This is a genomic window from Variovorax glacialis (assembly GCF_051216375.1).
Taxonomy (GTDB): Bacteria; Pseudomonadota; Gammaproteobacteria; order Burkholderiales; family Burkholderiaceae_C; genus Variovorax.
Map to the genome: position 1 here is coordinate 667,842 of NZ_JBPJZT010000002.1, position 21,497 is coordinate 689,338.

A 21,497-nucleotide genomic window follows, 5' to 3' on the forward strand; every position below is an offset into this window, starting at 1 on the left:
ACCCCCTTCCAGGGGGCAACACCTGCGGCTCGGCGGAGCCGGCTCCGCGGTGTTTCGCGAAAGGGCAATGCGCATGACCCCCGAAACCATCATGTCGATGGGCAACCAGGCGATCCAGGTGTCGCTGGTGCTTGCCGCGCCGCTGCTGCTGGTGGCGCTCGTGGTCGGCCTGATCATCAGCATCTTCCAGGCGGCGACGCAGATCAACGAGGCGACGCTGTCGTTCATCCCGAAGCTGCTGGCGGTGTTCGCGACGCTCGTCATCGCGGGCCCCTGGATGCTCGGGCAGATGCTCGACTACATCCGCGCTCTGTTCATGAGCATTCCCCAACTCGTGGGCTGATGCCTGCCCGCTGATGCCTCCGGTCTTCTCCGTCACCTCGGCGCAGCTCACTGCGTGGATGGTGATGTTCCTGTGGCCCTTCGTACGCATGCTGGCGCTGGTGAGCACCGCGCCGGTGTTCAGCGAATCGTGGGTGCCGCGGCGGATCAAGGTGGCGATCGCGGCGATGCTGGCGCTGGTCATCGCGCCGACGCTGGGGCCGATGCCGTCGGTGCCGGTGGTCTCGGCGGGCGGCGTGTGGATCATCGTGCAGCAGATGCTCATCGGCGTCGGCATGGGCTTCGCGATGCGGATGGTGTTCACGGCCGTGCTGGCGGCGGGCGAATACATCGGGCTGCAGATGGGCCTTTCGTTCGCGTCCTTCTTCGATCCGATGAACGGCGGCGCCACCATGGTGGTCGCGCGGCTGCTGAACATGCTGGCCATGCTGATCTTCGTGGCCGTCGACGGTCACCTGATGCTCATCGCGACGCTGGCCGAAAGCTTCCAGACGCTCCCCATCGCCGACGCGCCGCTCTCCGGGCAGGGATGGATGTTCCTCGTGGCGGGCGCGGCGCAGATCTTCTCCAGCGGGCTGATGCTCTCGCTGCCGCTCGTGACGGCGCTGCTCACGCTCAATCTCGCGATGGGCATCCTCAACCGCGCGTCGCCGCAGTTCAGCATCTTCGCGGTGGGCTTTCCGCTGACGCTGATGGCGGGCATCTGGATGATGCAGCTGCTGATGCCGCACCTTGGCACGTTCCTCGAACCGCGCTTCGCGGCGGGATTCGAGTCGATGATCCAGTTCACGCAGGCATTGAGGCGCTAGACAACGCTGGCGTCCGCGGACGATTGCAGCGATCATCGGCGCCCGAAAGGCACGAACGACGATGGCTGACAAGGTTCTGGTGTTCTACGGCTCCTACCGTTCCGACCGCATGGGCGTGCGCCTCGCGGACTATGTGGTCGCCGGCCTCAACGCGCGGGGCGCGGCGGCGGAGCTGGTGGACGCCAAGGACGTCGACCTGCCCATGCTCGACCGCATGTACAAGGAGTACCCCCAGGGCACCGCGCCGCCCGCGATGGAAGCCCTCGCCGGAAAGATTCGGGGCGCGGACGCCTTCGTCTTCGTGACCGGCGAATACAACTGGGGCCCGCAACCCGGCCTGAAGAACCTGACGGACCACTTCCTCGAGGAATGGTTCTGGCGCCCGGCCGCCGTTGCCAGCTACTCGGCGGGGCGCTTCTCCGGCGTTCGCTCGGGCACGATCTGGCATTCGATCCTGTCCGAGATGGGCATGGTGGTCGTGTCGAGCACGCTCGCAGTCGGTCCGATTTCCCAGACGCTGGACGCCGGCGGCAAACCCACCGGCCCTGCGGGCGACGCACTGGACCGCGCCTTCGGGCGTTTCGCCGACGACCTGGCGTGGTGGACCGAGGCGGCGCGCGAGCAGCGTGCGCGCAAGGCGCCGCCGTACTGAATCCCTCCCATGGCCATGCGCACGATCGCGTTTCAGTTGCCCGACGCGACCTGCTCGGTGCAATTGCCGAACTCGCAGCGCAGCGCCATCGATTGCCCGTTGGCGCACGCCACACGGTAGCGCTCGAAGCCCGGCCCCTTGTCCTCCAGCACCGCCCGGGGGGTCTCGCTGCAGTTGCTGGCCTTCGCGAACTTCTCCGCGACGTAGGTGTCGAGGCCCGTCTTGCGCGGCAGGGACAGCGGATCGGGCTTGGGCGGCGCGACGTAGGTAACCGTCACGTTGGCGTCGAGATTCTTGTAGCCCCTGCGGACCATGCAGTTGACCAGCGCGGTCTGCTGCATCCTGGGTTCCGCCGGTACGCCGTTCGGGCTGTCGTTCACTGCGGCGGCGATGCTGCCGATCGCCGCCGCGGCGACGATCCCCATCGGAAGGACGATCGCCACGCCCACGGCGACGGCATCGACGAACTCGCTGTTGCCGGACGGGCGCATCACCCGCATCTTTCCGGCCGCCTCCCGGCACGCGTCGAGGTCCAGCGCATAGGTGGTCGGCGAAACGCCTTCCATGTCGACCAGCGGAGCGTAGCCGGCACCCGAACCCTTGCCGGGTTCCGTCGATGGTGGTGGGGTGGCACATCCGCAAAGAAGCGCGGCCACGCAGGCAGCGCTCACGAATCTGCTCATCGTTCGCTCCTCGTCGATCGCAACTGGGCCGCGATTTGATCACACGTTTTGTTACCCGTGTACGATTTCGTCCCGCCGACGCGGCGGGCGATGCCAAAGCGCAACGGCGCAGATCAGGAGGTCAGCATGGTCGTCAGAGGTGCTTGCCACTGCGGCAACATTTCCTTCGCGCTCACTTGGGAGCCGGAGCCTTCGGAGATCCCGGCACGGGCGTGCGACTGCTCCTTCTGCAGCAAGCACGGTGGCGTCTGGACATCCAACCCGGCGGGCGCGCTGCGGGTGCGGGTCGAAGATCCTTCCCTGCTGTCGAAGTATTCCTTCGGCACGGGCACCGCGCAGTTTCACATTTGCGCCCGCTGCGGCGTGCCGGCGCTGGTCACGAGCACGGTCGACGAGCACCTCTATGCCGTCGTCAATGTGAATACTTTCGAAAACGTTCCGCAGTCGCTGCTTCGCGCGGTGCCGGTCTCCTTCGACGGGGAGAGCATCGAATCGAGACTGTCCCGACGGAAGCGCAACTGGATTGCCGACGTGCAGTTCGTCGGCGCAGTCGACTGAAGCAATCGACTGAAGCGCCTCAGCGCGCCGGCCGCGACCCCATCGCCGTGAGCAGGCCCAGGCCGATGAACGACGTCCCCGCCAGCCGATTGCCCCAGACGGCATGACGCGTGGCGCCGGCCAGGCGCGGGGCGACGAGACTGGCCGTCAGCACGTACATCAGGTCCGTGCAGCAGGCGATGGCGATGAAGACACCGCCGAGCGCCATTGTCTGAACCAGCGGACTGGCATGCGCGTCCATGAACTGCGGCAGGAACGAAGCGAAGAACAGGGTCGTCTTGGGATTGAGCATCGCCACCACGAAGCCGTCGCGGAAGACGCGACGCAGCGGCTGCACCGGCGCCTGCGCGGTCGTCGCCTGCGCGACGGCGGGCGTGGTGCGCCACATGCGGATGCCGAGATAGATCAGATAGGCGGCGCCCGCCCACTTCACGACGGTGAAGGCAGCCGACGAGATGGCGAACAGGGCCGCGAGCCCGAGTGCCGCGCCCACGGCATTGGCGAAGTTGCCCAGCGCCACGCCCACCACGGAAGCGAGGCCGCAGGCGCGACCCTGCGACAAGGTGCGGGCCACGATGTAGACGACGGCGGGGCCGGGCGTCAGCGCAAGCAGCAGGCTGGCGCCGATGAATGCGAGAAGCAAAGGGGTAGAGGGCAACATGAAAGCTCCAATCCTCGGGGGATGGCAAGTATCGCGCAGGCCAGCCGCGCCAGCCACCAGCGACGGACCACTCACCCCGGCGAGCAGACGCTGACGACGACCTTGCAGGGCTCGGTGGGCAGATGGCCGTCGCACTGCGTGACGGCGGCCTGTCCCGCGGCGTTCGCGGTCGGGGCGATGCCCGCCCCCCATTCCCCGTAGTTGCCGGTCGCCAATGCACCGCAGGAGCGGTCGAAATACGCGCGCACCTCGCAAGGCCCGGCGCGGCCGGCCGCCCGATCGCACTGGGCGCGCGCCGCACGCTCCGCCGCGCTGCGGGATGCGTGATTGAACGAATAGCCGAACCATCCGGCCCTGGACGCGATTGCCCCCCAGCTCGGGGAGGACGGCCCAGCCGCATCCGGCGGCGCGGCGGCGGCCATCGCCACGCATCCCCAAAGCAGCGCCACACCGAACGCCGCGCGAGCAACGAATGCACCCATCACGCCGAAGCCCATCTGACCGTGAGCACGCATGCAGGCTCAACGCCGAAAGCACGATGAAAGATGCCGGGGCCCCAGATGACGAAGTCGCCATGCCGGCGCAGGGTATGCGCCAGCGTGTCCGCGGCATCGAAGTCGGCGGTGGCCGAGAACTCGATCCTGAATTCGCTGGACGGGCTCACCAGGATCGACATGGTTCGTCCCGTGCTCAGCGGCTTGGCTCGCCGTCCGGATTTCCCGCGGGATGGGAGAACCACTTGACGCACAGTCCCTCGGCGGCCTCATGGGCCGGCACGTGGCGAAGCCCGCCAGGCGATCCGCGAGTCCAGTCGCTGAACCCGACGAACCAGCCGGTCCCGTGGGTGTCCAGGTCGCCGGCGTTGCCGAACTCCACGTTCGACGACAGAAGTTGATTCGAATGCATGCCCTATTCTGAAGCCAGCCCGCGCGGGGTCGCGGATGGCCGGGCCATGCACCCGGCGCCCTACAGGTAGTTGAACAAGGCGATCGAGTTCAGCTTCGCGAAGGTGAGCTGGGTCGCCTGCAGCGAAGACTGGCGCTGGTAGAACTCCGAGATCGCGGCGGTCGGATCCAGGTCCTGGATGGCCGACAGGTAGCTCTTGTCCAGCAGGTCGCGCGAGGCGCCGCTGCTGTCGAGCGCGTCGAGTTCGTTCATGCGCGAACCCACCGACGACAGCACCGTGAGCACGTTGTCGTGCGCGTTGGTCACCTTCACGTTGGCCGTGCTGAGCGAATTCAGGAGCTTGGCCTGGGCTTGGGCGCCGCCGCCGGTCAGCGGCGTGCGCAACACGCTGACCAATTGGCTGATCGACGCGAAGATATCGGTGCCGGCGTTCTTGGCGGTCTTGACATCGAAGGTGTCGTTCGCCGCCGGCGTGCCGGTGACGCTGATCTGGAGACCGCCAAAGGAAATCGGCTGACCGGCGGTGTAGGCCCCGGTCGCCGCCTGCACCGGCGGCGTGTCATTGGTCATGACCGAATAGTTGCCGGCGCCATCGAAGGTGATCTGGAAGTCCTTGCCGTAGTTCGGGTCCGTCGCATCGACGATGCCGACCGAACCGAAGACGCCGGAACCCGCGTTGGCAGCGCCACCTGAAGTCACGTAGCCCGCCCCGCCCTGCACCGACTGGAACACCGTACGGCCGTCGTCGGAGGTCGAGATCTGGCGTGCGACGTCCACCTGCATGAGGCGCTGCCCCTGGTCGCCGAGGTACTGGATGCCGCCGCCGGCCTGCGTCGCGAAGGGTGCGCTGGCGCTCTTGTAGCCGGCGAACAGGAACTGGCCGTTGCCGTCGTCGGCGTTGGCGAGGCCCACGAGCTGGTCGAGATTGCTCTGGATGGTGGTCGCGAGCGAGGCGCGGTCGGCATCGGACAAGGTGCCGTTGCCGGCCTGCACGGTCAGCGTCTTGATGTTCTGCAGGATCGAGGTCACGCCGTTGAGCGACGTTTCCTCCCGCGTCAGCGACAGCATCGCGCGCTCGCGGCTGGTGGCGTACTGGGACGACTCGGCGAGCGTCTCGCTGACGCCGAGCGCCCGCGCCGCGCCCACCGGATCGTCGCCGGCGGTGAGGAACTTCGATCCTGCGGCCAGCTGCTGCTGCACCCGGAACAGGTTTTGCTGCTGCAGGCCCATCGCGTTGATGTTCTGCTCGTAGAACGAACTGGTGCTGATGCGCATCATGGCTCCTTGAATCTGGCGTTGGGGGTCAGCTGCTGATGCCGAGGATCGCGTCGAAGATGGTCGAGGCGGTCTGGATCACCTTGGCATTGGCCTGGTACATCTGCTGGAACATGAGCAGGTTGGCGGTTTCCTCGTCCTGGTTGACGCCGGAGATCGACTGCTGGCTGGCCTTGATCTGGCTGGTGACGCTGTCCTGCGTCTTGCTCGCGACCTTGATCTCCATGGCGCGGTTGCCGACCTCACTCACCAGCTGTGAGTACGCGCCGTTGAAGGTGGTGGTGCCCCCGGCCAGCGTCGCCTTGCGCTGCAGCGCACCGAGCAGCAGCGCATTGCTGCCGTCGGACACGCCGCCATTGTTCTTGCCGATGGTGAAGGTGTCGCCCGTTGCCGGCGCACCTGTGAGGCTGACGCTGATGCCGTCGAAGCTGATCTTCGCGCCGGCCGTGTAGGGCACCGGGGCACCGGCCGCATAGTTGCTGACGGTGCCGTCGGCCAGCGTCACGCTGACGGCGGAGGTCGCGGGGAAGCCCGACAGCATGTTGGTCGCGCCGTCGTAGCTCAGGGTGACGTTCGCCGCCAGTGGCGAAGCCAGGTAACCCGAATCGATGGTCGCCGTGCCGAGCGCGCCGCTGCCCTGATTGCCCTTCGTGTTGCCGGTGATCACCGGGGACGCCGCAGCCACCTTGGCCGGATCGAGGACCTTCACTTGCATGTCGCGCGCGCCGGTGCGCGTGGGCTGGATCAGGAAGCTGTCGCCGGCGTTGGGGGTGCCAGCCGGCACCTTGGCCACCTGGGAGACGGTCACGCCGTCGAAGGTGATGGGAAAGTCGGTGTCGACGTACGAGCCGACCACCTGCTTGTCCGAGAGCCGCGTCACGACGTAGTTCGGCCCTGCCGTTACGTCGACCGAATAGTCGCTGGTCGTGAGCTTGCCGGCATCGGAGATCGCGCCCGTGAGCGCGAGGCTGCCGGTGTTCTTGGCGTTCGTGAAGATGCCGGGCGTGGCCGTGCTGAAGAAGTCCTGTCCGAGCGCACCGTTCAGGTCCACACCCAGGTTGTGCTGGTCGTTGAACGCGCTCGCCAGCCCGATCGAGAGGCGGCCGATCGCGTTCTGCGCCGGGATGAGCGATTGCGCCCGGAACGTCATCAGCCCGCCGAGCGAGCCGCCGCTGAAGACGTTGTCCTTCACCTCCGCCACGTTGCCCGCGAGGCCCACGAGCGCGACTGCCGTGCGCGTCGGGTCCGCGGCGGAAGGCACCGCCTTCATGCTCGCGGCCTGGTCGCCCACGACGAGCGACTGGCCGCTGCCGATGAAGACGTTGTACTTGCCGTTGTCCTGCTGCAGCACCTTGACGTCGACGATCCCGCCCAGTTCGCTCACGAGCTGGTCGCGCTGGTCGAGCAGGTCGTTGGGCGGCTGGCCGCCGGCCACGGCGGTCATCATGCTGATCTGCTGGTTGAGGCCCGCGATCTTGCTGGCGTAGGTGTTGATCTGGTCGACGTTGCCCGAGATCTGCTCGTTGACCGACGAGTTCAGGTCGGACAGGTACTGGTCCGTCGAGCGGAACTTGCTCGACAGCGACTGCGCCGAGCTGATGAGCTGCTGGCGTGCCGCGGAGTCGGCCGGCGTGTTGGCGACGCCCTGCACGGCGGTGAAAAAGCTCTGCATCAGCGGGCTCAAGCCGGCGGTCTTGTCGGCCAGGAGCGAATCGATGCGGTTGATTTCGGTGCTGTAGGAGGCCAGCGCCGACGAGGCCGACTGGGCGGAGGCGAGTTGCGCGGTGAGGTAGCGGTCGTAGCTGCGCGTGACCGTGGTGACGCTGGCGCCGCTGCCGATGTAGCCGGCACCCGAGCTGACCGCCGCGTTGGCCGAGACCTGTGCCACCTGGCGGCTGTAGCCCGTGGTGTACACGTTGGCCGTGTTGTGGGCGGTGGTCACGAGCGCGGTTCGCGCCACGCTCAGACCGCTCAGGCCGGTGAAGAACAAGTTTCCTGACATGTGCCTTTACCTGTATGGGAGGGGTGTTGGGTGCGGCATCGTGTGGATGCCTGCTTGTGTTCTATATCGGCAAACGGTGGCGAAAGTTGAGGTGCCCACCGTGGCCGTCCGGCTTCGAGCGACTTCCGACTAGTCGTTCGTGGCGCCCTGGGCCATCGCGAGCCGTGGTGCGGGGCGCGTCTTCTTCCCGCGCTGGGCCGTCGGGTTTGCACTTCGCGGCTTCTGCGCCTCGCTGCGGATGCCGGCCGACGGGATGATCGGCGCCAGCGCCGGTTCGTCGCCGCCCAGCCTGAAGATGCTGACGGCATCCACGAGACTGCCGGCCTGCTCCTGCAACGATGCGGCGGCGGCAGCAGCTTCTTCGACCAGTGCCGCGTTCTGCTGCGTCACCTGGTCCATCTGCGTGATCGCCTGGTTGATCTGCTCGATCCCCGAGGTCTGCTCCTGGCTTGCCGCGGTGATCTCGCCCATGATGTCCGTCACGCGCTTCACGCTGCCCACGATCTCGTCCATCGTCTTGCCCGCTTCGCCCACCAGCGCGCTGCCCACGTCGACCTTGCCCACCGAGTCGTCGATGAGGCCCTTGATCTCCTTGGCCGCTGCAGCCGAGCGCTGCGCGAGGTTGCGCACTTCTGCGGCCACCACCGCGAAGCCCCTGCCCTGCTCGCCGGCACGGGCTGCTTCGACTGCGGCGTTCAGCGCGAGGATGTTGGTCTGGAAGGCGATGCCGTCGATGACGCCGATGATGTCGACGATCTTCTTCGACGAGGCATTGATGGAGGCCATGGTGTCCACCACCTGGCTCACGACGCTGCCGCCCTTGACCGCCACTTCCGAGGCCGAGGCCGCGAGCTGATTCGCCTGGCGTGCGTTGTCCGCGTTCTGCTTGACGGTGCTGGTGAGCTCTTCCATCGAGGCAGCGGTCTGTTCGAGGGAACTCGCCTGTTCCTCGGTGCGCGACGACAGGTCCTGGTTGCCCGCCGCGATCTGGCTCGACGCGGTGGCGATCGTGTCGCTCGACGACTTGATCCGGGCGACCACCGAAGTCAGCTGGTCCTGCATCTGCCGGATCGAATCCAGCAGACTGCCGGCACGCGCCGAACCGGCTTCGACATTCATCGTCAGGTCACCGGTCGCAATGCGGCCGACGACATCCGCCGCGTAAGCCGGCTCGCCACCCAGTTGACGTGCCAGAAGCCGCGCGACCACGATCCCGAGCCCGACGCTGACGACGATGCCGACCAGCGCCATCACCAGCATCATCAGCCGCGAGGTCTGGTAGGTCTCGGTCGCATGCTCCGCGCTGGCCTTGGCCAGTTCGTCGCTGTGCGCCACCATGTTCTTCAGCACTTCCTCGACCGCACGGGAGTCCTTCAGCAGGCGCGTGCTGTCCTCGACCACCTGGCCGTCGAATTGCGAGCTGTCCAGCGATTGCTTCGACACGAGCGTCACGAAGTCGGCCATGCGCTTGTTCAGGGGCGGCAGGAGAGCCTCGTATTGCTCGAAGAGCTTCTTGCCCGCTTCGCTTTCCTCGAACAGGGGCTTCACTTCCGCGGTGCGCGCCTGGAGCCTCTCCATGGAATTCTTGAGTTCGGTCGAACCCGCATTGCGCTCGCCGCGGGTGGAAGCCGACAGCAATGACATCTGCGCCCGGCTCGCATAGAGCAGATGGATGTTGGCTTCCTGGACGGCCTGGAGGGCGCGAAGCTCATGCGTGTAGAGCCTCTCCGTCGAGGCACTGATGCGCCCCATGTGAAAGATGCCCAGCGCGCTGACCACTGCGCCTACCGCCGCGACGACGAGAAAACTGAGGACCAGTCTTGCGGTCACTCGTAGCTTTTGGAACCACTGCATTTTTCTTCTTTCTTTTGACGGCCGTCGGGAGGGAGGCCGGGGTTGGAGGAATCTAGAACTCGGTCCAGTCGCCCCCGGCTGCGCTGGTGGCGGCCAGCTGGGGTTCGGTTCGGGTGGTCTTCACCGGAGCGCCCGCCGCCGCCTTGGCACGGACTTTCGGTGCCTGCTTGGCAGGTGCAGCGGCGACCGGTGTGCTGCGCGAGATCGTCGGCGTTGGTGCCCGATCGCCCCGGTCCAGCTTGAACACGCTCACGACCTGCGAGAGGCTGCCCGCCTGCTCCTGCAGCGATGCGGCGGCAGCAGCGGCCTCTTCGACCAGCGCGGCGTTCTGCTGCGTCACCTGATCCATCTGCGTGATCGCCTGGTTGATCTGCTCGATGCCCGAGGTCTGCTCCTGGCTCGCCGCGGTGATCTCGCCCATGATGTCCGTCACCCGCTTCACGCTGTCGACGATCTCTTCCATCGTCTTGCCGGCTTCGGCCACCTGCTTGCTGCCTTCCTCGACCTTCTCGACCGAGTCGCCGATCAGCGTCTTGATTTCCTTCGCTGCCGCGGCGGAGCGTTGCGCGAGGTTGCGGACTTCGGAGGCGACGACTGCAAAGCCGCGACCTTGTTCACCGGCACGAGCCGCTTCGACTGCGGCATTCAACGCCAGGATGTTGGTCTGGAAGGCGATGCCGTCGATCACACCGATGATGTCGACGATCTTGCGCGACGACGCATTGATCGAGCCCATGGTGTCGACCACCTGCGAGACCACGCTGCCGCCCTTGACCGCGACTTCGGAAGCCGAGACGGCGAGTTGATTCGCCTGGCGCGCGTTGTCCGCGTTCTGCTTGACGGTGCTGGTGAGTTCTTCCATCGATGCGGCCGTCTGCTCCAGCGAACTGGCCTGCTCCTCGGTACGCGAGGACAGGTCCTGGTTGCCCGTGGCGATCTGGCTCGACGCCGTCGCGATCGTGTCCGTGCCCGTGCGGACTTCGCCGACCACCTTCGCCAGGCTGTCGTTCATGTTCTTCAGTGCCTGCAGGAGCTGACCCGTCTCGTCGCGGCTCTCCACCTCTATGCGGCTGCTCAGGTCGCCGTTGGCCACCGTCTCCGCAACCTTCACCGCTTCATGGAGCGGCCTGACGATGCTGCGCGAAATCAGGAAGGCCGCCGCGCCGCCAAGGAGCACCGTCATGATCGTGAGGAAGGCGCGCAGGTTGAAGCCGCGCGTATTCGCCGCATCGATGGCGCGGCTCATGTCGTCGATCGCCTTGCGCTCCATCGACAGCAGGTCGAGCACGCGGGATTCGTAGGCCCTGGCCGCAGGCTGGAAGACCTCCTTGAAGGCGCGCTCGGCTTCCGCCGCATTGCCGCTCGCCTTGGCCTTGCCGACCACGTCCTTGCCGGCCTGGTACTTGACCCGCAGGTCGACGATGGACTTGAACATCGCCTTCTCTTCGTCGGTCACCAGCAAGGCCTCGACCTTCGCCATGGTCTCGGTGCCCTTCTTGACACTGTCGGAGATGACGTCGGCGAAGGTGACGGGCAGCGTCTCGTCGGTGGTCTTCGCGATCATCGACGTGCGGGCGATGGCCGAGTAGGTCAGCACATACCAGTCCGAGATGAGCCGCTCTTTCGCGAGCGGGCTCTCCATCATGTGCCGCGTGGCTTCGGCGTTGTTCCGTGCGCTGTTCAGCGCGAAGGCGGTCGAGATGATCGTCAGGCCCAGGACGATACCGAAGCCGATGGCCAGGCGCGTACCGATGCGAACGTTGGAGAGAAAAGTCATGGTGGGACGTGGAAGTAGGAGGTATCGCGTGAGGCGCCGAACGGGGCCTCGGAGGTTCAGGCCGTGGCCGCGGCTTCGACGAGGCCCATTTCCTCGCTGGACATCAACCGGTCGATGTCCACGAGGATCAGCATCCGCTCGTCCAGCGTGCCCAGCCCGATCAGGTAGTCCGTGTCCAGCACCGATCCCATCTCCGGCGCCGGCTTGATCTGCTCGGCCGCCAGCGTGATCACGTCCGACACGCTGTCCACCACCATCCCCACCACCCGGCCGCCGATGTTCAGCACGATCACCACCGTGAACTGGTCGTAGGTCGGATTGCCCAGCGCGAACTTGATGCGCATGTCGATGATCGGAACGATGATCCCGCGCAGGTTCACCACCCCTTTGATGTAGTCCGGCGCGTTCGCGATCCGCGTCACCGCGTCGTAGCCGCGAAGCTCCTGCACCTTCTGGATGTCGATGCCGTATTCCTCGTGGCCGAGGGTGAAGGAGAGGAACTCCAGCGGCTTGTCCGCGCGCGCCGTGCCCGCGACGCCTTCGGCGGCGTGCTTCGATTGAACTGTGCTCATGCTGCTATCTCCGTGAATCAAGACTTGAAAATGCGCACCGCGTCGACGAGGCTGCCCGCCTGCTCCTGCAGCGATGCGGCGGCAGCAGCGGCCTCTTCGACCAGTGCGGCGTTCTGCTGCGTCACCTGGTCCATCTGCGTGATCGCCTGGTTGATCTGCTCGATGCCCGAGGTCTGCTCCTGGCTCGCCGCGGTGATCTCGCCCATGATGTCCGTCACCCGCTTCACGCTGTCGACGATCTCTTCCATCGTCTTGCCCGCTTCGGCCACCTGCTTGCTGCCTTCCTCGACCTTCTCGACCGAGTCGCCGATCAGCGTCTTGATTTCCTTCGCTGCCGCAGCGGAGCGTTGCGCGAGGTTGCGGACTTCGGAGGCGACGACCGCGAACCCGCGACCTTGTTCACCGGCACGAGCCGCTTCGACTGCCGCGTTCAGCGCGAGGATGTTGGTCTGGAACGCGATGCCGTCGATGACGCCGATGATGTCGACGATCTTGCGGGACGACGCGTTGATCGAGCCCATGGTGTCGACCACTTGCGAGACCACGCTGCCGCCCTTGACCGCGACTTCGGAAGCCGAGACGGCGAGTTGATTCGCCTGGCGCGCGTTGTCCGCGTTCTGCTTGACGGTGCTGGTGAGTTCTTCCATCGATGCGGCCGTCTGCTCCAGCGAACTCGCCTGCTCTTCGGTGCGCGACGACAGGTCCTGGTTGCCCGTCGCGATCTGGCTCGACGCCGTCGCGATCGTGTCCGTGCCCGTGCGGACTTCGCCGACCACCTTCGCCAGGCTGTCGTTCATGTTCTTCAGTGCCTGCAGGAGCTGACCCGTCTCGTCGCGGCTCTCCACCTCGATATGGCTGCCGAGGTCGCCGCTGGCCACGGTTTCCGCAACCTTGACGGCCCGGGCCAGCGGACGAGCGATGCCGACGGCGAGGCGCCAGGCGGCCAGGGCGCCGACCAGGAGCGCCACGGCGGACAGCACGATCAGCGACAGCCTGCCAGCGTCATGGTCCTTGGCGATGCCCTTGGCGGTGAGGTCGATCTGCGCGCGCTCGTACTCCCCGAGGTTATCGACGGCCTTCGCGTAGTTGCCCAGTGCGGCGAGAAACTGGCTGTCGGCCAGCTTGCCGGCCGCCTCCGCGTCGCCCGCCGCCTTGAGTTTGTTGAGCGTCGCCAGAATCTCGAGCACGACCCGACGTGCCTCGGCGACGTCACCGTAGAGCTTTTTCTCTTCCGGGGACGTCAGCAGCTCCTCGAGCTTCTTCTGCAGCGGGTTGATCAAGGCCTGGCCGGCGCCGAGTTCCTTCTTGAAAAAGGCCTCGGTCTCGCTGTCGGTCGACTTGATCATGGCAAAGGTGCGCACGGTGTTCGCACCCATCAGCTTGGCCCATTCGCCGACCATCCGCTCCTTGACCAGCGGGCCCGAGACCATCTGGTCCGTGGCATCGCCGACGTTGCTCAACCGGCTCATCCCGGTCGCCGAAATAAGGCCCATGAGCACCAGCATGGCGGCGAAGCCGATGCCCAGGCGCGTGCCGATCTTCAGATCCTTGAAACTCATCACACTCTTTCTTGAATTGGGGTGAAGGCCGGAGCGCAGTGCTGGCTACGGTCGCTTCTCTATATCGGCAGCGGCCGGAAGAAATTGAGGCCCCGCACCCCTGCGATTTCTAGAGGCGGAACACGCTCACTACCTGGGACAGGCCGCCGGCCTGCTCCTGCAGCGATTGCGCTGCTGCCGAGGCCTCTTCGACCAGCGCCGCGTTCTGCTGCGTCACCTGGTCCATCTGCGTGATCGCCTGGTTGATCTGCTCGATGCCCGAGGTCTGCTCCTGGCTTGCCGCGGTGATCTCGCCCATGATGTCCGTCACCCGCTTCACGCTGTCGACGATCTCTTCCATCGTCTTGCCCGCTTCGGCCACCTGCTTGCTGCCCTCCTCGACCTTCTCGACCGAGTCGCCGATCAGCGTCTTGATTTCCTTCGCTGCCGCAGCGGAGCGTTGCGCGAGGTTGCGGACTTCGGAGGCGACGACCGCGAAGCCGCGGCCTTGTTCGCCGGCACGAGCCGCTTCGACAGCGGCATTCAGCGCAAGGATGTTGGTCTGGAAGGCAATGCCGTCGATCACACCGATGATGTCGACGATCTTGCGCGACGACGCATTGATCGAGCCCATGGTGTCCACCACCTGCGAGACCACGCTGCCGCCCTTGACCGCGACTTCGGAAGCCGACACTGCGAGTTGATTCGCCTGGCGCGCGTTGTCCGCGTTCTGCTTGACGGTGCTGGTGAGTTCTTCCATCGAGGCAGCCGTCTGCTCCAGCGAGCTCGCCTGCTCTTCGGTGCGCGACGACAGGTCCTGGTTGCCCGTGGCGATCTGGCTCGACGCCGTCGCGATGGTGTCGGTGCCCGTGCGCACCTCGCCCACGATCTTCACCAGGCTGTCGTTCATCTCCTTGAGCGCATGCATCAACTGCCCGGTCTCGTCCTTCGAGTGAACCTCGATGCGCGAGGAAATGTCGCCCGCGGCCACGGTCTCTGCGACCTTGACCGCTTCGGCGATCGGACGGGTGATCGAGCGGGTCGTGAGCCAGGCGATGGCCGCGCCCATGAGGAGCGCGAAAGCACCGAGCCCGATCATGAGGGCGCGCGCGCGGCCGTACTCGGCACTCGCTGCGTCATTGGCTCTTTCGGAAAGCCGCGTCTCATGCCGCACCATCTCGTCCAGCGCCGCCAGGCAGGCCTGCACGGCCGGCGTGAACTTCTTCATCAGCAGTTCGGTCGCTTCCTCGTTCTTGTTCGCCAGGCCGAGTTCGAGCAGCTGGGCGTTGAGGGGCGCTGCCACGGCCAGGGTTTCCTCAATCTTCGCGAGGAGCGCCTTGCCCTCGGGCGACACGACCAGCTTGACCAGCAAGGTCCTGGCCTCGGTGTATCTCTCGCGCGCTGCCGCGATCTTCTTCATCTCCTCGCGCATCGCTGCCTCGTCGCTCAGCAGGACCACATTGGTGGCGAGGTTCGCCATGTCCCGAATGGAATCCAGCATCGTGTTGACAGTGGCGACCTTGACGTTGTTGCTCGTCACGATGCTGTTGAGGCGGGCCTCGATACTGGACATGGAACTCAGTCCCAGGCCCATCACGAGAGCCAGAAACAGAAGCACTGCGGCAAAACCGAGACCCAGCCGGGTACCGATCCTGAAGTTGGAGATGGAAGTCATGTTGGTTTGCGTCGATGTCGGCTTGAATGCGGTGCGGAGCTCAGAACTCGGTCCAGTCGCCACTGCCGGCGCTGGCGGCCACCGGCTTCGGTGCTGTCACGTCCTTTGGGCGGACCGTCGTGTCGGGCGCCTTGGGCCGTGCCTTCGGCGAGGCTGTGGCGACGGGTGCGGGTCGTGCGGGCACGTGCACCGGGGCTGCCTCGCCGTCGTCGTCATCGAGCTTGAAAGTACTGACGATCTGCGACAGGCCGCCGGCCTGCTCCTGCAGCGATGCGGCAGCTGCTGCGGCCTCCTCGACCAGCGCCGCGTTCTGCTGCGTCACCTGGTCCATCTGCGTGATCGCCTGGTTGATTTGCTCGATGCCCGAGGTCTGCTCCTGGCTTGCCGCCGTGATCTCGCCCATGATGTCCGTCACGCGCTTCACGCTGCCCACGATCTCGTCCATCGTCTTGCCCGCTTCGCCCACCAGCGCGCTGCCCACGTCGACCTTGCCCACCGAGTCGTCGATGAGGCCCTTGATCTCCTTGGCCGCTGCAGCCGAGCGCTGTGCGAGGTTGCGCACTTCTGCGGCCACCACCGCGAAGCCCCTGCCCTGCTCGCCGGCACGGGCTGCTTCGACTGCGGCGTTCAGCGCGAGGATGTTGGTCTGGAAGGCGATGCCGTCGATGACGCCGATGATGTCGACGATCTTCTTCGACGAGGCATTGATGGAGGCCATGGTGTCCACCACCTGGCTTACCACGCTTCCGCCCTTGACCGCCACTTCGGAAGCGGACGCTGCGAGCTGATTCGCTTGGCGCGCGTTGTCCGCGTTCTGCTTGACGGTGCTGGTGAGCTCTTCCATCGAGGCAGCCGTCTGCTCCAGCGAGCTGGCCTGCTCTTCGGTACGTGACGACAGGTCCTGGTTGCCGGCCGCGATTTCCTTCGAGGCCACCACGATCGAATCGGTCGCGGTCCTGATCCTGCCCACGAGGTCCGTGAGTGTGTCTTCCATCTCACCCATGCCGCGCAACAGTCGACCGAAGTCGCCGCCGCGCCGGGTCTCGAACTCCTGGCTGAGATCGCCCGAAGCGACCGTCTCGGCGATGAGCAAGGCCTCGTCGATCGGCTGCACGATGCTGCACGTCAGCGTCCATGCCAGCACCGAGCCGATCGCCAATGCCAGGACGGCCAGGATGATCAGGTTGGAACGGCCCGCGCGGTAGCGCTCGTCGATGGAGGTGGCCGTTTTGTCGATCTGCGCCTGCTGATGGCTCAGCATGGCGCGGATGCTCGCGTCGTAGCTTTCCAGCGTGGCAAGCAGCTTCTCCCCGCTGAGCCGCCTGGCCTCGTCCAGGTTGCCATCGGACTTGAGCTTGAGGATCGTGTTGCGCAGCTCGACGTACTCGGCGCGCTTCTTCTTGATGTCGGCGCTCAGCGCCAGTTCCTCGGGCGAGATCAGCAGGTCTTCGAGCTTCTTCTGCGTCTCGGAGACGACCGTGCTGGTCTTGCTCATGTTCTTCTGCAGGAACTCCTGCACTTCGGGGTCATTGCTCTTGAGCAATGCGAAGGTGCGCACGCTGTTGGTACTGGTGGCGAGCAGCCAGCTCGCGGCCAGGCGCTCCTTCTCGAGCGAACCGCGCGCCATCTCCTGGGTGGCCTCGCCGACGCCCTGCAGGCGCATCACGCCGATACCGGCAATGACGGCCACGAGAGCCAGCACCAGCGCAAAGCCGCCGCCGAGCCGGGTTCCGATCTTCCAGTCCTTCATTCGCTTCCTCCTAAAACCGTTTGTCTCTGTCAGTTGTCGATGGCGGCTCAGGCGGCCATCTTCTCGATCAGGCCCATGTCCTCGCTGGACATCAGCCGGTCGATATCCACCAGGATCAGCATCCGTTCGTCCAGCGTGCCCAGTCCGATCAGGTAGTCCGTGTCCAGCACCGAGCCCATCTCCGGCGCAGGCTTGATCTGCTCGGCCGCCAGCGTGATCACGTCCGACACGCTGTCCACCACCATCCCCACCACCCGGCCGCCGATGTTCAGCACGATCACCACCGTGAACTGGTCGTAGGTCGGATTGCCCAGCGCGAACTTGATGCGCATGTCGATGATCGGGACGATGATCCCGCGCAGGTTCACCACGCCCTTGATGTAGTCCGGTGCGTTCGCGATGCGCGTCACCGCGTCGTAGCCGCGAAGCTCCTGCACCTTCTGGATGTCGATGCCGTATTCCTCTTCGCCCAGCGTGAAGGTGACCACCTCCAGCCGGTTCGCGTTCGGGAGGGCCGCGGAGGCGGCGCCGCCCGCGTGTCGTTGAAGGCTCGTGATCTCTGCCATGGGAATCCTTTGGGTCGGCTGTCGGTGTGGTTCGAAAAGGTTGGCGCTCGGCACGTCGTCCGTCAGACGAACTTCTGCATGATGCGAACGAGCTTCTGCCCGTATTGCGGGTCGGTCGCGTAGCCGGCGCGCTGCAGGCCGTGCGCAGCCGCGGTCGGGTCGTCCGTGGCCAGCACGTTCGCGTAGCGCGGGTTGCGGGTCATGAAGCGCGCGTAGTCGGTGAAGGCCTCGTCGTAGGAGGCATAGGCGCGGAACTTCGCGCGCACGCGCTGCGGCTCGCCGTCCACGTATTCGGTGGTGGTGGTTTCCACCACCGGCCCCTGCCAGCTGCGGTCGGCCTTGATGCCGAACAGGTTGAAGCTCTGCGTGCCATCGTCCGCGCGGATCTCGCGCTTGCCCCAGCCGGACTCCAGCGCGGCCTGCGCCAGGATCAGCGGTGCGGGAACGCCGCTTGCACTGCTCGCGGCCTGCGCCGATGCGCCCATGCGGTTGACGAACTGGTCGACATGGCTCTGCAGGTTCGCGGCGGCGGTCGATCCGTTGCCCGCGCGGTCGTTGTTGACTTGATAAAGGCTCAGGTCGGCACGCGTGGCGGGTGAGGCCTGCGAAGGTTGCGCGGGCTGCGAAGGTGAGGAGCCCAGCGGAATGCCCGACTGCGGATGCAGCGGCAGGCCACCACGTGGCAGCAACGACATCGCGCCCGGTTCGGCGCCGTCATCGGAAACGCCCGCGGCAACGCTGCGCTGGAGTTGCGCCAGCATCGCCTCGGCCAGTCCCACGCCGCGCCCCGACAGGCTCTGGGTGAGCTGCTGGTCGAGCATCGACGTGTAGATCTTCTCGTTCTGGGTGTCGAGCAATCCACTCTGCGGCGAGGCCTCGCGCATGCTCTTGAGCACCATGCCCATGAACATGGCCTCGAACTGCCGCGAGACCTGCTTCAGGCCTTCCTGGGGCGAGGTGCGGACGGTGCGTCGCAGCGCGTCGACACCCTGCACGTCGAGCGCGAAGCGCTGGTCCAGGGCACCGGTGCGGCTCGCCGCGTCGGAGCCTGTCCATTGATTGGCTGCTGAGATCGCCATGGCCGACTCAGATGATCTCGAGCTCGGCGCGCAGGGCACCGGCCGTCTTCATGGCTTGCAGAATGGACACCAGGTCCTGCGGGTTGGCGCCGAGTGCGTTCAGGCCCTTGATCACGTCGGCGAGCGAAGCGCTTCCGCGCACCATCTGCAGCGCGCCGCCGGCCTGGTTGACCGAGACCTGCGAGGTCTCCGCGACGACCGTCCTGCCGCCGGCGAACGGGCCCGGCTGGCTGATGACCGGCTCGGAGTTGATCACGACCGTCAGGTTGCCGTGCGCGACGGCGCATTCGGTCACCCGCACGGTCTGGTTCATCACGACGGAGCCGGTGCGGGCATTGATCACCACACGGGCCCCAGCCACCGTCGGCGTGACTTCGAGGCTTTCGAGCCGCGCGAGGAAATTGACGCGCTCCTGCGGCGTCTCGGGCGCCCGCACGCGGATCACGCGGCCGTCCACCGCATCGGCGGAGCCGGGACCGAATTGGCGGTTGATCGCATCGACTGCGCGCTGCGCCGTGCCGAAGTCGGAGCGCGTGAGCTCCAGCGCGAACATGCCGTCGCCCCCGACCGAGGTGTCGACCCCGCGCTCGACGATGGCGCCGGCCGGAATGCGGCCCGAGCTGAGCTGGTTGATCTGGACCTTGGTGCCGTTGGCCGACGCACCCGCACCGCCGACCACCATGTTGCCCTGCGCGATGGCGTACACCGAGCCGTCGACGCCCTTGAGCGGCGTCATCAGCAGCGTGCCGCCGCGCAGGCTCTTCGCATTGCCCATGGACGACACGGTCACGTCGATGCTCTGCCCCGGCCGCGCGAACGAAGGCAGCGTGGCCGTGACCATCACCGCCGCCACGTTCTTGAGCTGCATGTTCACGCCCTGCGGGATCGTGATGCCGAGCTGCTGCAGCATGTTGTTCAGGCTCTGCGTCGTGAACGGCGTCTGCATCGTCTGGTCGCCAGTGCCGTCGAGCCCCACCATCAGCCCGTAGCCGATCAGCGGGTTGTCACGCATCCCCTGAATGCTCGCGAGCTCCTTGAGCCGCTCCGCATGCGCCGGCGAGAGCGCCGCGACGGAGCAGACAACCGCCAAGAGCAGCCCCTTCCAGAAATGCCGCGGAACCGGCTCTGCCGGGCCGAAGGCATTGCCCCCTGCAAGGGGGTTGGCGTAGCGACACGAAGTGCGCGAAGACTGGGGGTGTGTCATATCACTCGGGGTGTGTCGTATCAGAATGGGCTGACGTTCAGGAAGAATCGCTGCATCCAGCCCATGTTCTGGGCCTCGTCGATGTAGCCCTTGGCCGTGTATTCGATGCGTGCATCGGCCACCTGGGTCGACAGCACGGTGTTGTTGCCGGTGACGGTGCGCGGATTCACCACGCCCGAGAAGCGGATGAACTCTGTGCCTTGGTTGATGCCCATCTGCTTCTCGCCGCTGACCAGCAGGTTGCCGTTGCCCAGCACGTCGGTCACCGTGACCGTGATCACGCTATTGAAGTTGTTGGCCGCGTTGGCGCCGCCCTTCGCGTTGAGCGTGCTGGTGCCGGACAGCTTGGCGCTTTGGCCGTCGAGCAGCCCGGTCAGGAACTTCGGGATCGTGGCAAAAGTGGCTCCCATCGCGCCGTCGCGACTGGCGTTGGCACCGGAGTTCTTGCTGGCATTCAGCTTCTCGCTGATGACGATGGTCAGGATGTCGCCAATGTTGCGCGGCCTGCGGTCCTCGAACAACGCGACATCGCGCCCCGCCGCCTGGAAGATTGCGCCCGTCGGCGCACGCGTCTGCACCGGCAGCGTCGAGTCCGACCGCGCCGTCATCGGCTGGTGCACCAGCGGGTCGCGCGGAAACTGCGCGCACCCGGACGAAAGCACGACAACGACCGACAACACCACGCCCCCCAGTCCGGAAACACCGCGGAACCGGCTCTGCCGGGCCGCAGGTGTTGCCCCCTGCAAGGGGGTAGGCGAAGCGACACGAAGTGCGCGAAGACTGGGGGTGTGCATGATCACAATTGCGTGAGGCGTTGCAGCATCTGGTCCGAGGTCTGGATCGACTTGCTGTTGATCTCGTACGCACGCTGCGTCGCGATCATGTTGACCAGCTCTTCCACCACGTTGACGTTCGATGCCTCGGTGTAGCCCTGGCTCAGGATGCCGGCGCCGTCGACACCGGGGTTCACCAGGTTCGGTGCGCCCGACGAATCCGTCTCGTTGTAGAGGTTCTCGCCCAGGCTCTGCAGGCCGGCCGGATTCAGGAAAGTCGCGAGCTGCAACTGGCCGACCTGCACGGTCGCGGTGCTGCCCGCCTGCGTGACCGAGACGATGCCGTCGCGGCCCACTGTCATGCTGGTCGCGTTCTGCGGAATCGTGATCGCCGGCTGAATCGTGAAGCCGCTCGCGGTCACGAGCTGGCCGTCGCGGTCGGTCTGGAACGAACCGTCGCGGGTGTACGAGGTCGTGCCGTCCGGCATCAGCACCTGGAAGAAGCCGGCGCCATTGATGGCGACGTCCTTCGGGTTGTCGGTCTTGGTCATGTTGCCCTGCGAGTGCATGCGCTCGGTGGCCACCACGCGCACGCCGGTGCCGACCTGAAGGCCCGACGGCAGGCGCGTCTGGTCCGAGGTCTGGCCGCCGACCTGGCGCAGGTTCTGGTACATCAGGTCCTCGAAGACGGCACGGCTCTTCTTGAAGCCGGTGGTGCCGACGTTGGCGAGGTTGTTGGACACCACGTCGAGTTGCGTCTGCTGGGCTTCGAGGCCCGTCTTGGCGACGTAGAGGGAACGAATCATTGAATTACTCCTGCG

General features: G+C 66.0%; 22 protein-coding genes. 4 read left to right on the forward strand and 18 right to left on the reverse strand.

Features of this window, described 5'->3' with window-relative positions; all coding sequences use genetic code 11:
- The first annotated feature begins 73 nt into the window (after positions 1-73).
- From fliQ to ACSFBL_RS07585, 3 genes are all read left to right on the forward strand, one after another.
- The gene (fliQ, locus tag ACSFBL_RS07575; protein WP_028253142.1) at positions 74-343 is read left to right on the forward strand and encodes a flagellar biosynthesis protein FliQ; all 270 of its coding nucleotides are present in this window, start codon (positions 74-76) and stop codon (positions 341-343) included.
- Between the two features lie 13 nt (positions 344-356).
- On the forward strand, positions 357-1,151 hold the full coding sequence (fliR, locus tag ACSFBL_RS07580) for a flagellar biosynthetic protein FliR (protein WP_435515123.1): 795 nt from the start codon (positions 357-359) through the stop codon (positions 1,149-1,151).
- A gap of 61 nt (positions 1,152-1,212) precedes the next feature.
- The gene (locus ACSFBL_RS07585; RefSeq protein ID WP_435515124.1) at positions 1,213-1,803 is read left to right on the forward strand and encodes an NADPH-dependent FMN reductase; all 591 of its coding nucleotides are present in this window, start codon (positions 1,213-1,215) and stop codon (positions 1,801-1,803) included.
- A gap of 32 nt (positions 1,804-1,835) precedes the next feature.
- Here ACSFBL_RS07585 and ACSFBL_RS07590 read toward each other — a convergent pair whose 3' ends face one another.
- A complete protein-coding gene (locus tag ACSFBL_RS07590; RefSeq protein WP_435515125.1) occupies positions 1,836-2,486 on the reverse strand; it encodes a hypothetical protein in 651 nt (216 codons plus the stop codon).
- A 126-nt stretch (positions 2,487-2,612) separates the two neighbouring features.
- On the opposite strand from ACSFBL_RS07590, the gene ACSFBL_RS07595 reads away from it, so the two are divergent.
- Positions 2,613-3,044 carry a GFA family protein gene (locus ACSFBL_RS07595; RefSeq protein WP_435515126.1) on the forward strand — a complete coding sequence of 144 codons (432 nt, stop codon included), beginning with the start codon at positions 2,613-2,615 and terminating at the stop codon, positions 3,042-3,044.
- A gap of 19 nt (positions 3,045-3,063) precedes the next feature.
- Here the strand turns inward: ACSFBL_RS07595 and ACSFBL_RS07600 are convergent, their stop codons facing one another.
- From ACSFBL_RS07600 to flgG, 17 genes are all read right to left on the reverse strand, one after another.
- A complete protein-coding gene (locus ACSFBL_RS07600; RefSeq protein ID WP_435515127.1) occupies positions 3,064-3,705 on the reverse strand; it encodes a LysE family translocator in 642 nt (213 codons plus the stop codon).
- Between the two features lie 71 nt (positions 3,706-3,776).
- Complete coding sequence (locus ACSFBL_RS07605) at positions 3,777-4,220, reverse strand: DUF4189 domain-containing protein (RefSeq protein WP_435515128.1); 444 nt, start codon at positions 4,218-4,220, stop codon at positions 3,777-3,779.
- Entirely contained in the window at positions 4,187-4,381 is a 195-nt protein-coding gene (locus tag ACSFBL_RS07610; RefSeq protein WP_435515129.1) for a hypothetical protein, read from the reverse strand. Before ACSFBL_RS07610 ends, ACSFBL_RS07605 begins: the two co-directional genes overlap by 34 nt.
- Before the next feature lie 14 nt (positions 4,382-4,395).
- The gene (locus ACSFBL_RS07615) at positions 4,396-4,611 is read right to left on the reverse strand and encodes a hypothetical protein (protein WP_435515130.1); all 216 of its coding nucleotides are present in this window, start codon (positions 4,609-4,611) and stop codon (positions 4,396-4,398) included.
- A 60-nt stretch (positions 4,612-4,671) separates the two neighbouring features.
- Entirely contained in the window at positions 4,672-5,886 is a 1,215-nt protein-coding gene (gene flgL, locus ACSFBL_RS07620; protein WP_435515131.1) for a flagellar hook-associated protein FlgL, read from the reverse strand.
- Between the two features lie 28 nt (positions 5,887-5,914).
- Positions 5,915-7,888 (reverse strand): flagellar hook-associated protein FlgK, encoded by a 1,974-nt coding sequence (gene flgK / locus ACSFBL_RS07625; protein ID WP_435515132.1) that lies wholly within the window; start codon positions 7,886-7,888, stop codon positions 5,915-5,917.
- Positions 7,889-8,017: 129 nt separating this feature from the next.
- Positions 8,018-9,742, reverse strand: coding sequence for a methyl-accepting chemotaxis protein (locus tag ACSFBL_RS07630; RefSeq protein ID WP_435515133.1), 1,725 nt, complete (start codon positions 9,740-9,742; stop codon positions 8,018-8,020).
- Positions 9,743-9,794: 52 nt separating this feature from the next.
- On the reverse strand, positions 9,795-11,519 hold the full coding sequence (locus tag ACSFBL_RS07635) for a methyl-accepting chemotaxis protein (protein ID WP_435515134.1): 1,725 nt from the start codon (positions 11,517-11,519) through the stop codon (positions 9,795-9,797).
- A 56-nt stretch (positions 11,520-11,575) separates the two neighbouring features.
- A complete protein-coding gene (locus ACSFBL_RS07640) occupies positions 11,576-12,091 on the reverse strand; it encodes a chemotaxis protein CheW (RefSeq protein WP_435515135.1) in 516 nt (171 codons plus the stop codon).
- 17 nt (positions 12,092-12,108) lie between these two features.
- Positions 12,109-13,650 carry a methyl-accepting chemotaxis protein gene (locus tag ACSFBL_RS07645; protein ID WP_435515136.1) on the reverse strand — a complete coding sequence of 514 codons (1,542 nt, stop codon included), beginning with the start codon at positions 13,648-13,650 and terminating at the stop codon, positions 12,109-12,111.
- 109 nt (positions 13,651-13,759) lie between these two features.
- Positions 13,760-15,304 carry a methyl-accepting chemotaxis protein gene (locus ACSFBL_RS07650; RefSeq protein WP_435515137.1) on the reverse strand — a complete coding sequence of 515 codons (1,545 nt, stop codon included), beginning with the start codon at positions 15,302-15,304 and terminating at the stop codon, positions 13,760-13,762.
- Between the two features lie 40 nt (positions 15,305-15,344).
- Positions 15,345-17,054: a methyl-accepting chemotaxis protein gene (locus ACSFBL_RS07655; protein ID WP_435515138.1), complete on the reverse strand. Its 1,710-nt coding sequence runs from the start codon at positions 17,052-17,054 to the stop codon at positions 15,345-15,347.
- Between the two features lie 47 nt (positions 17,055-17,101).
- A complete protein-coding gene (locus ACSFBL_RS07660) occupies positions 17,102-17,620 on the reverse strand; it encodes a chemotaxis protein CheW (RefSeq protein WP_435515139.1) in 519 nt (172 codons plus the stop codon).
- 62 nt (positions 17,621-17,682) lie between these two features.
- Entirely contained in the window at positions 17,683-18,699 is a 1,017-nt protein-coding gene (gene flgJ, locus ACSFBL_RS07665; protein ID WP_435515140.1) for a flagellar assembly peptidoglycan hydrolase FlgJ, read from the reverse strand.
- 7 nt (positions 18,700-18,706) lie between these two features.
- Positions 18,707-19,795, reverse strand: a complete 1,089-nt coding sequence (locus ACSFBL_RS07670) for a flagellar basal body P-ring protein FlgI (protein ID WP_435515338.1) — start codon at positions 19,793-19,795, stop codon at positions 18,707-18,709.
- A 128-nt stretch (positions 19,796-19,923) separates the two neighbouring features.
- Entirely contained in the window at positions 19,924-20,583 is a 660-nt protein-coding gene (locus tag ACSFBL_RS07675) for a flagellar basal body L-ring protein FlgH (protein ID WP_435515141.1), read from the reverse strand.
- 116 nt (positions 20,584-20,699) lie between these two features.
- Complete coding sequence (gene flgG / locus ACSFBL_RS07680; RefSeq protein WP_435515142.1) at positions 20,700-21,482, reverse strand: flagellar basal-body rod protein FlgG; 783 nt, start codon at positions 21,480-21,482, stop codon at positions 20,700-20,702.
- Positions 21,483-21,497: the final 15 nt, after the last annotated feature.

Coding starts and splice junctions, on each gene's coding strand:
- ACSFBL_RS07640 (WP_435515135.1), bottom strand. CDS start 12,091: ATGAGCACAGTTCAATCGAAGCACGCCGCCGAAGGCGTCGCGGGCACG.
- ACSFBL_RS07660 (WP_435515139.1), bottom strand. CDS start 17,620: ATGGCAGAGATCACGAGCCTTCAACGACACGCGGGCGGCGCCGCCTCC.
- fliR (WP_435515123.1), top strand. CDS start 357: ATGCCTCCGGTCTTCTCCGTCACCTCGGCGCAGCTCACTGCGTGGATG.
- ACSFBL_RS07585 (WP_435515124.1), top strand. CDS start 1,213: ATGGCTGACAAGGTTCTGGTGTTCTACGGCTCCTACCGTTCCGACCGC.
- ACSFBL_RS07630 (WP_435515133.1), bottom strand. CDS start 9,742: ATGCAGTGGTTCCAAAAGCTACGAGTGACCGCAAGACTGGTCCTCAGT.
- ACSFBL_RS07635 (WP_435515134.1), bottom strand. CDS start 11,519: ATGACTTTTCTCTCCAACGTTCGCATCGGTACGCGCCTGGCCATCGGC.
- ACSFBL_RS07615 (WP_435515130.1), bottom strand. CDS start 4,611: ATGCATTCGAATCAACTTCTGTCGTCGAACGTGGAGTTCGGCAACGCC.
- flgG (WP_435515142.1), bottom strand. CDS start 21,482: ATGATTCGTTCCCTCTACGTCGCCAAGACGGGCCTCGAAGCCCAGCAG.
- ACSFBL_RS07650 (WP_435515137.1), bottom strand. CDS start 15,304: ATGACTTCCATCTCCAACTTCAGGATCGGTACCCGGCTGGGTCTCGGT.
- ACSFBL_RS07655 (WP_435515138.1), bottom strand. CDS start 17,054: ATGAAGGACTGGAAGATCGGAACCCGGCTCGGCGGCGGCTTTGCGCTG.
- flgK (WP_435515132.1), bottom strand. CDS start 7,888: ATGTCAGGAAACTTGTTCTTCACCGGCCTGAGCGGTCTGAGCGTGGCG.
- ACSFBL_RS07590 (WP_435515125.1), bottom strand. CDS start 2,486: ATGAGCAGATTCGTGAGCGCTGCCTGCGTGGCCGCGCTTCTTTGCGGA.
- ACSFBL_RS07600 (WP_435515127.1), bottom strand. CDS start 3,705: ATGTTGCCCTCTACCCCTTTGCTTCTCGCATTCATCGGCGCCAGCCTG.
- ACSFBL_RS07645 (WP_435515136.1), bottom strand. CDS start 13,650: ATGAGTTTCAAGGATCTGAAGATCGGCACGCGCCTGGGCATCGGCTTC.
- flgL (WP_435515131.1), bottom strand. CDS start 5,886: ATGCGCATCAGCACCAGTTCGTTCTACGAGCAGAACATCAACGCGATG.
- flgJ (WP_435515140.1), bottom strand. CDS start 18,699: ATGGCGATCTCAGCAGCCAATCAATGGACAGGCTCCGACGCGGCGAGC.
- ACSFBL_RS07610 (WP_435515129.1), bottom strand. CDS start 4,381: ATGTCGATCCTGGTGAGCCCGTCCAGCGAATTCAGGATCGAGTTCTCG.
- fliQ (WP_028253142.1), top strand. CDS start 74: ATGACCCCCGAAACCATCATGTCGATGGGCAACCAGGCGATCCAGGTG.
- ACSFBL_RS07595 (WP_435515126.1), top strand. CDS start 2,613: ATGGTCGTCAGAGGTGCTTGCCACTGCGGCAACATTTCCTTCGCGCTC.
- ACSFBL_RS07605 (WP_435515128.1), bottom strand. CDS start 4,220: ATGCGTGCTCACGGTCAGATGGGCTTCGGCGTGATGGGTGCATTCGTT.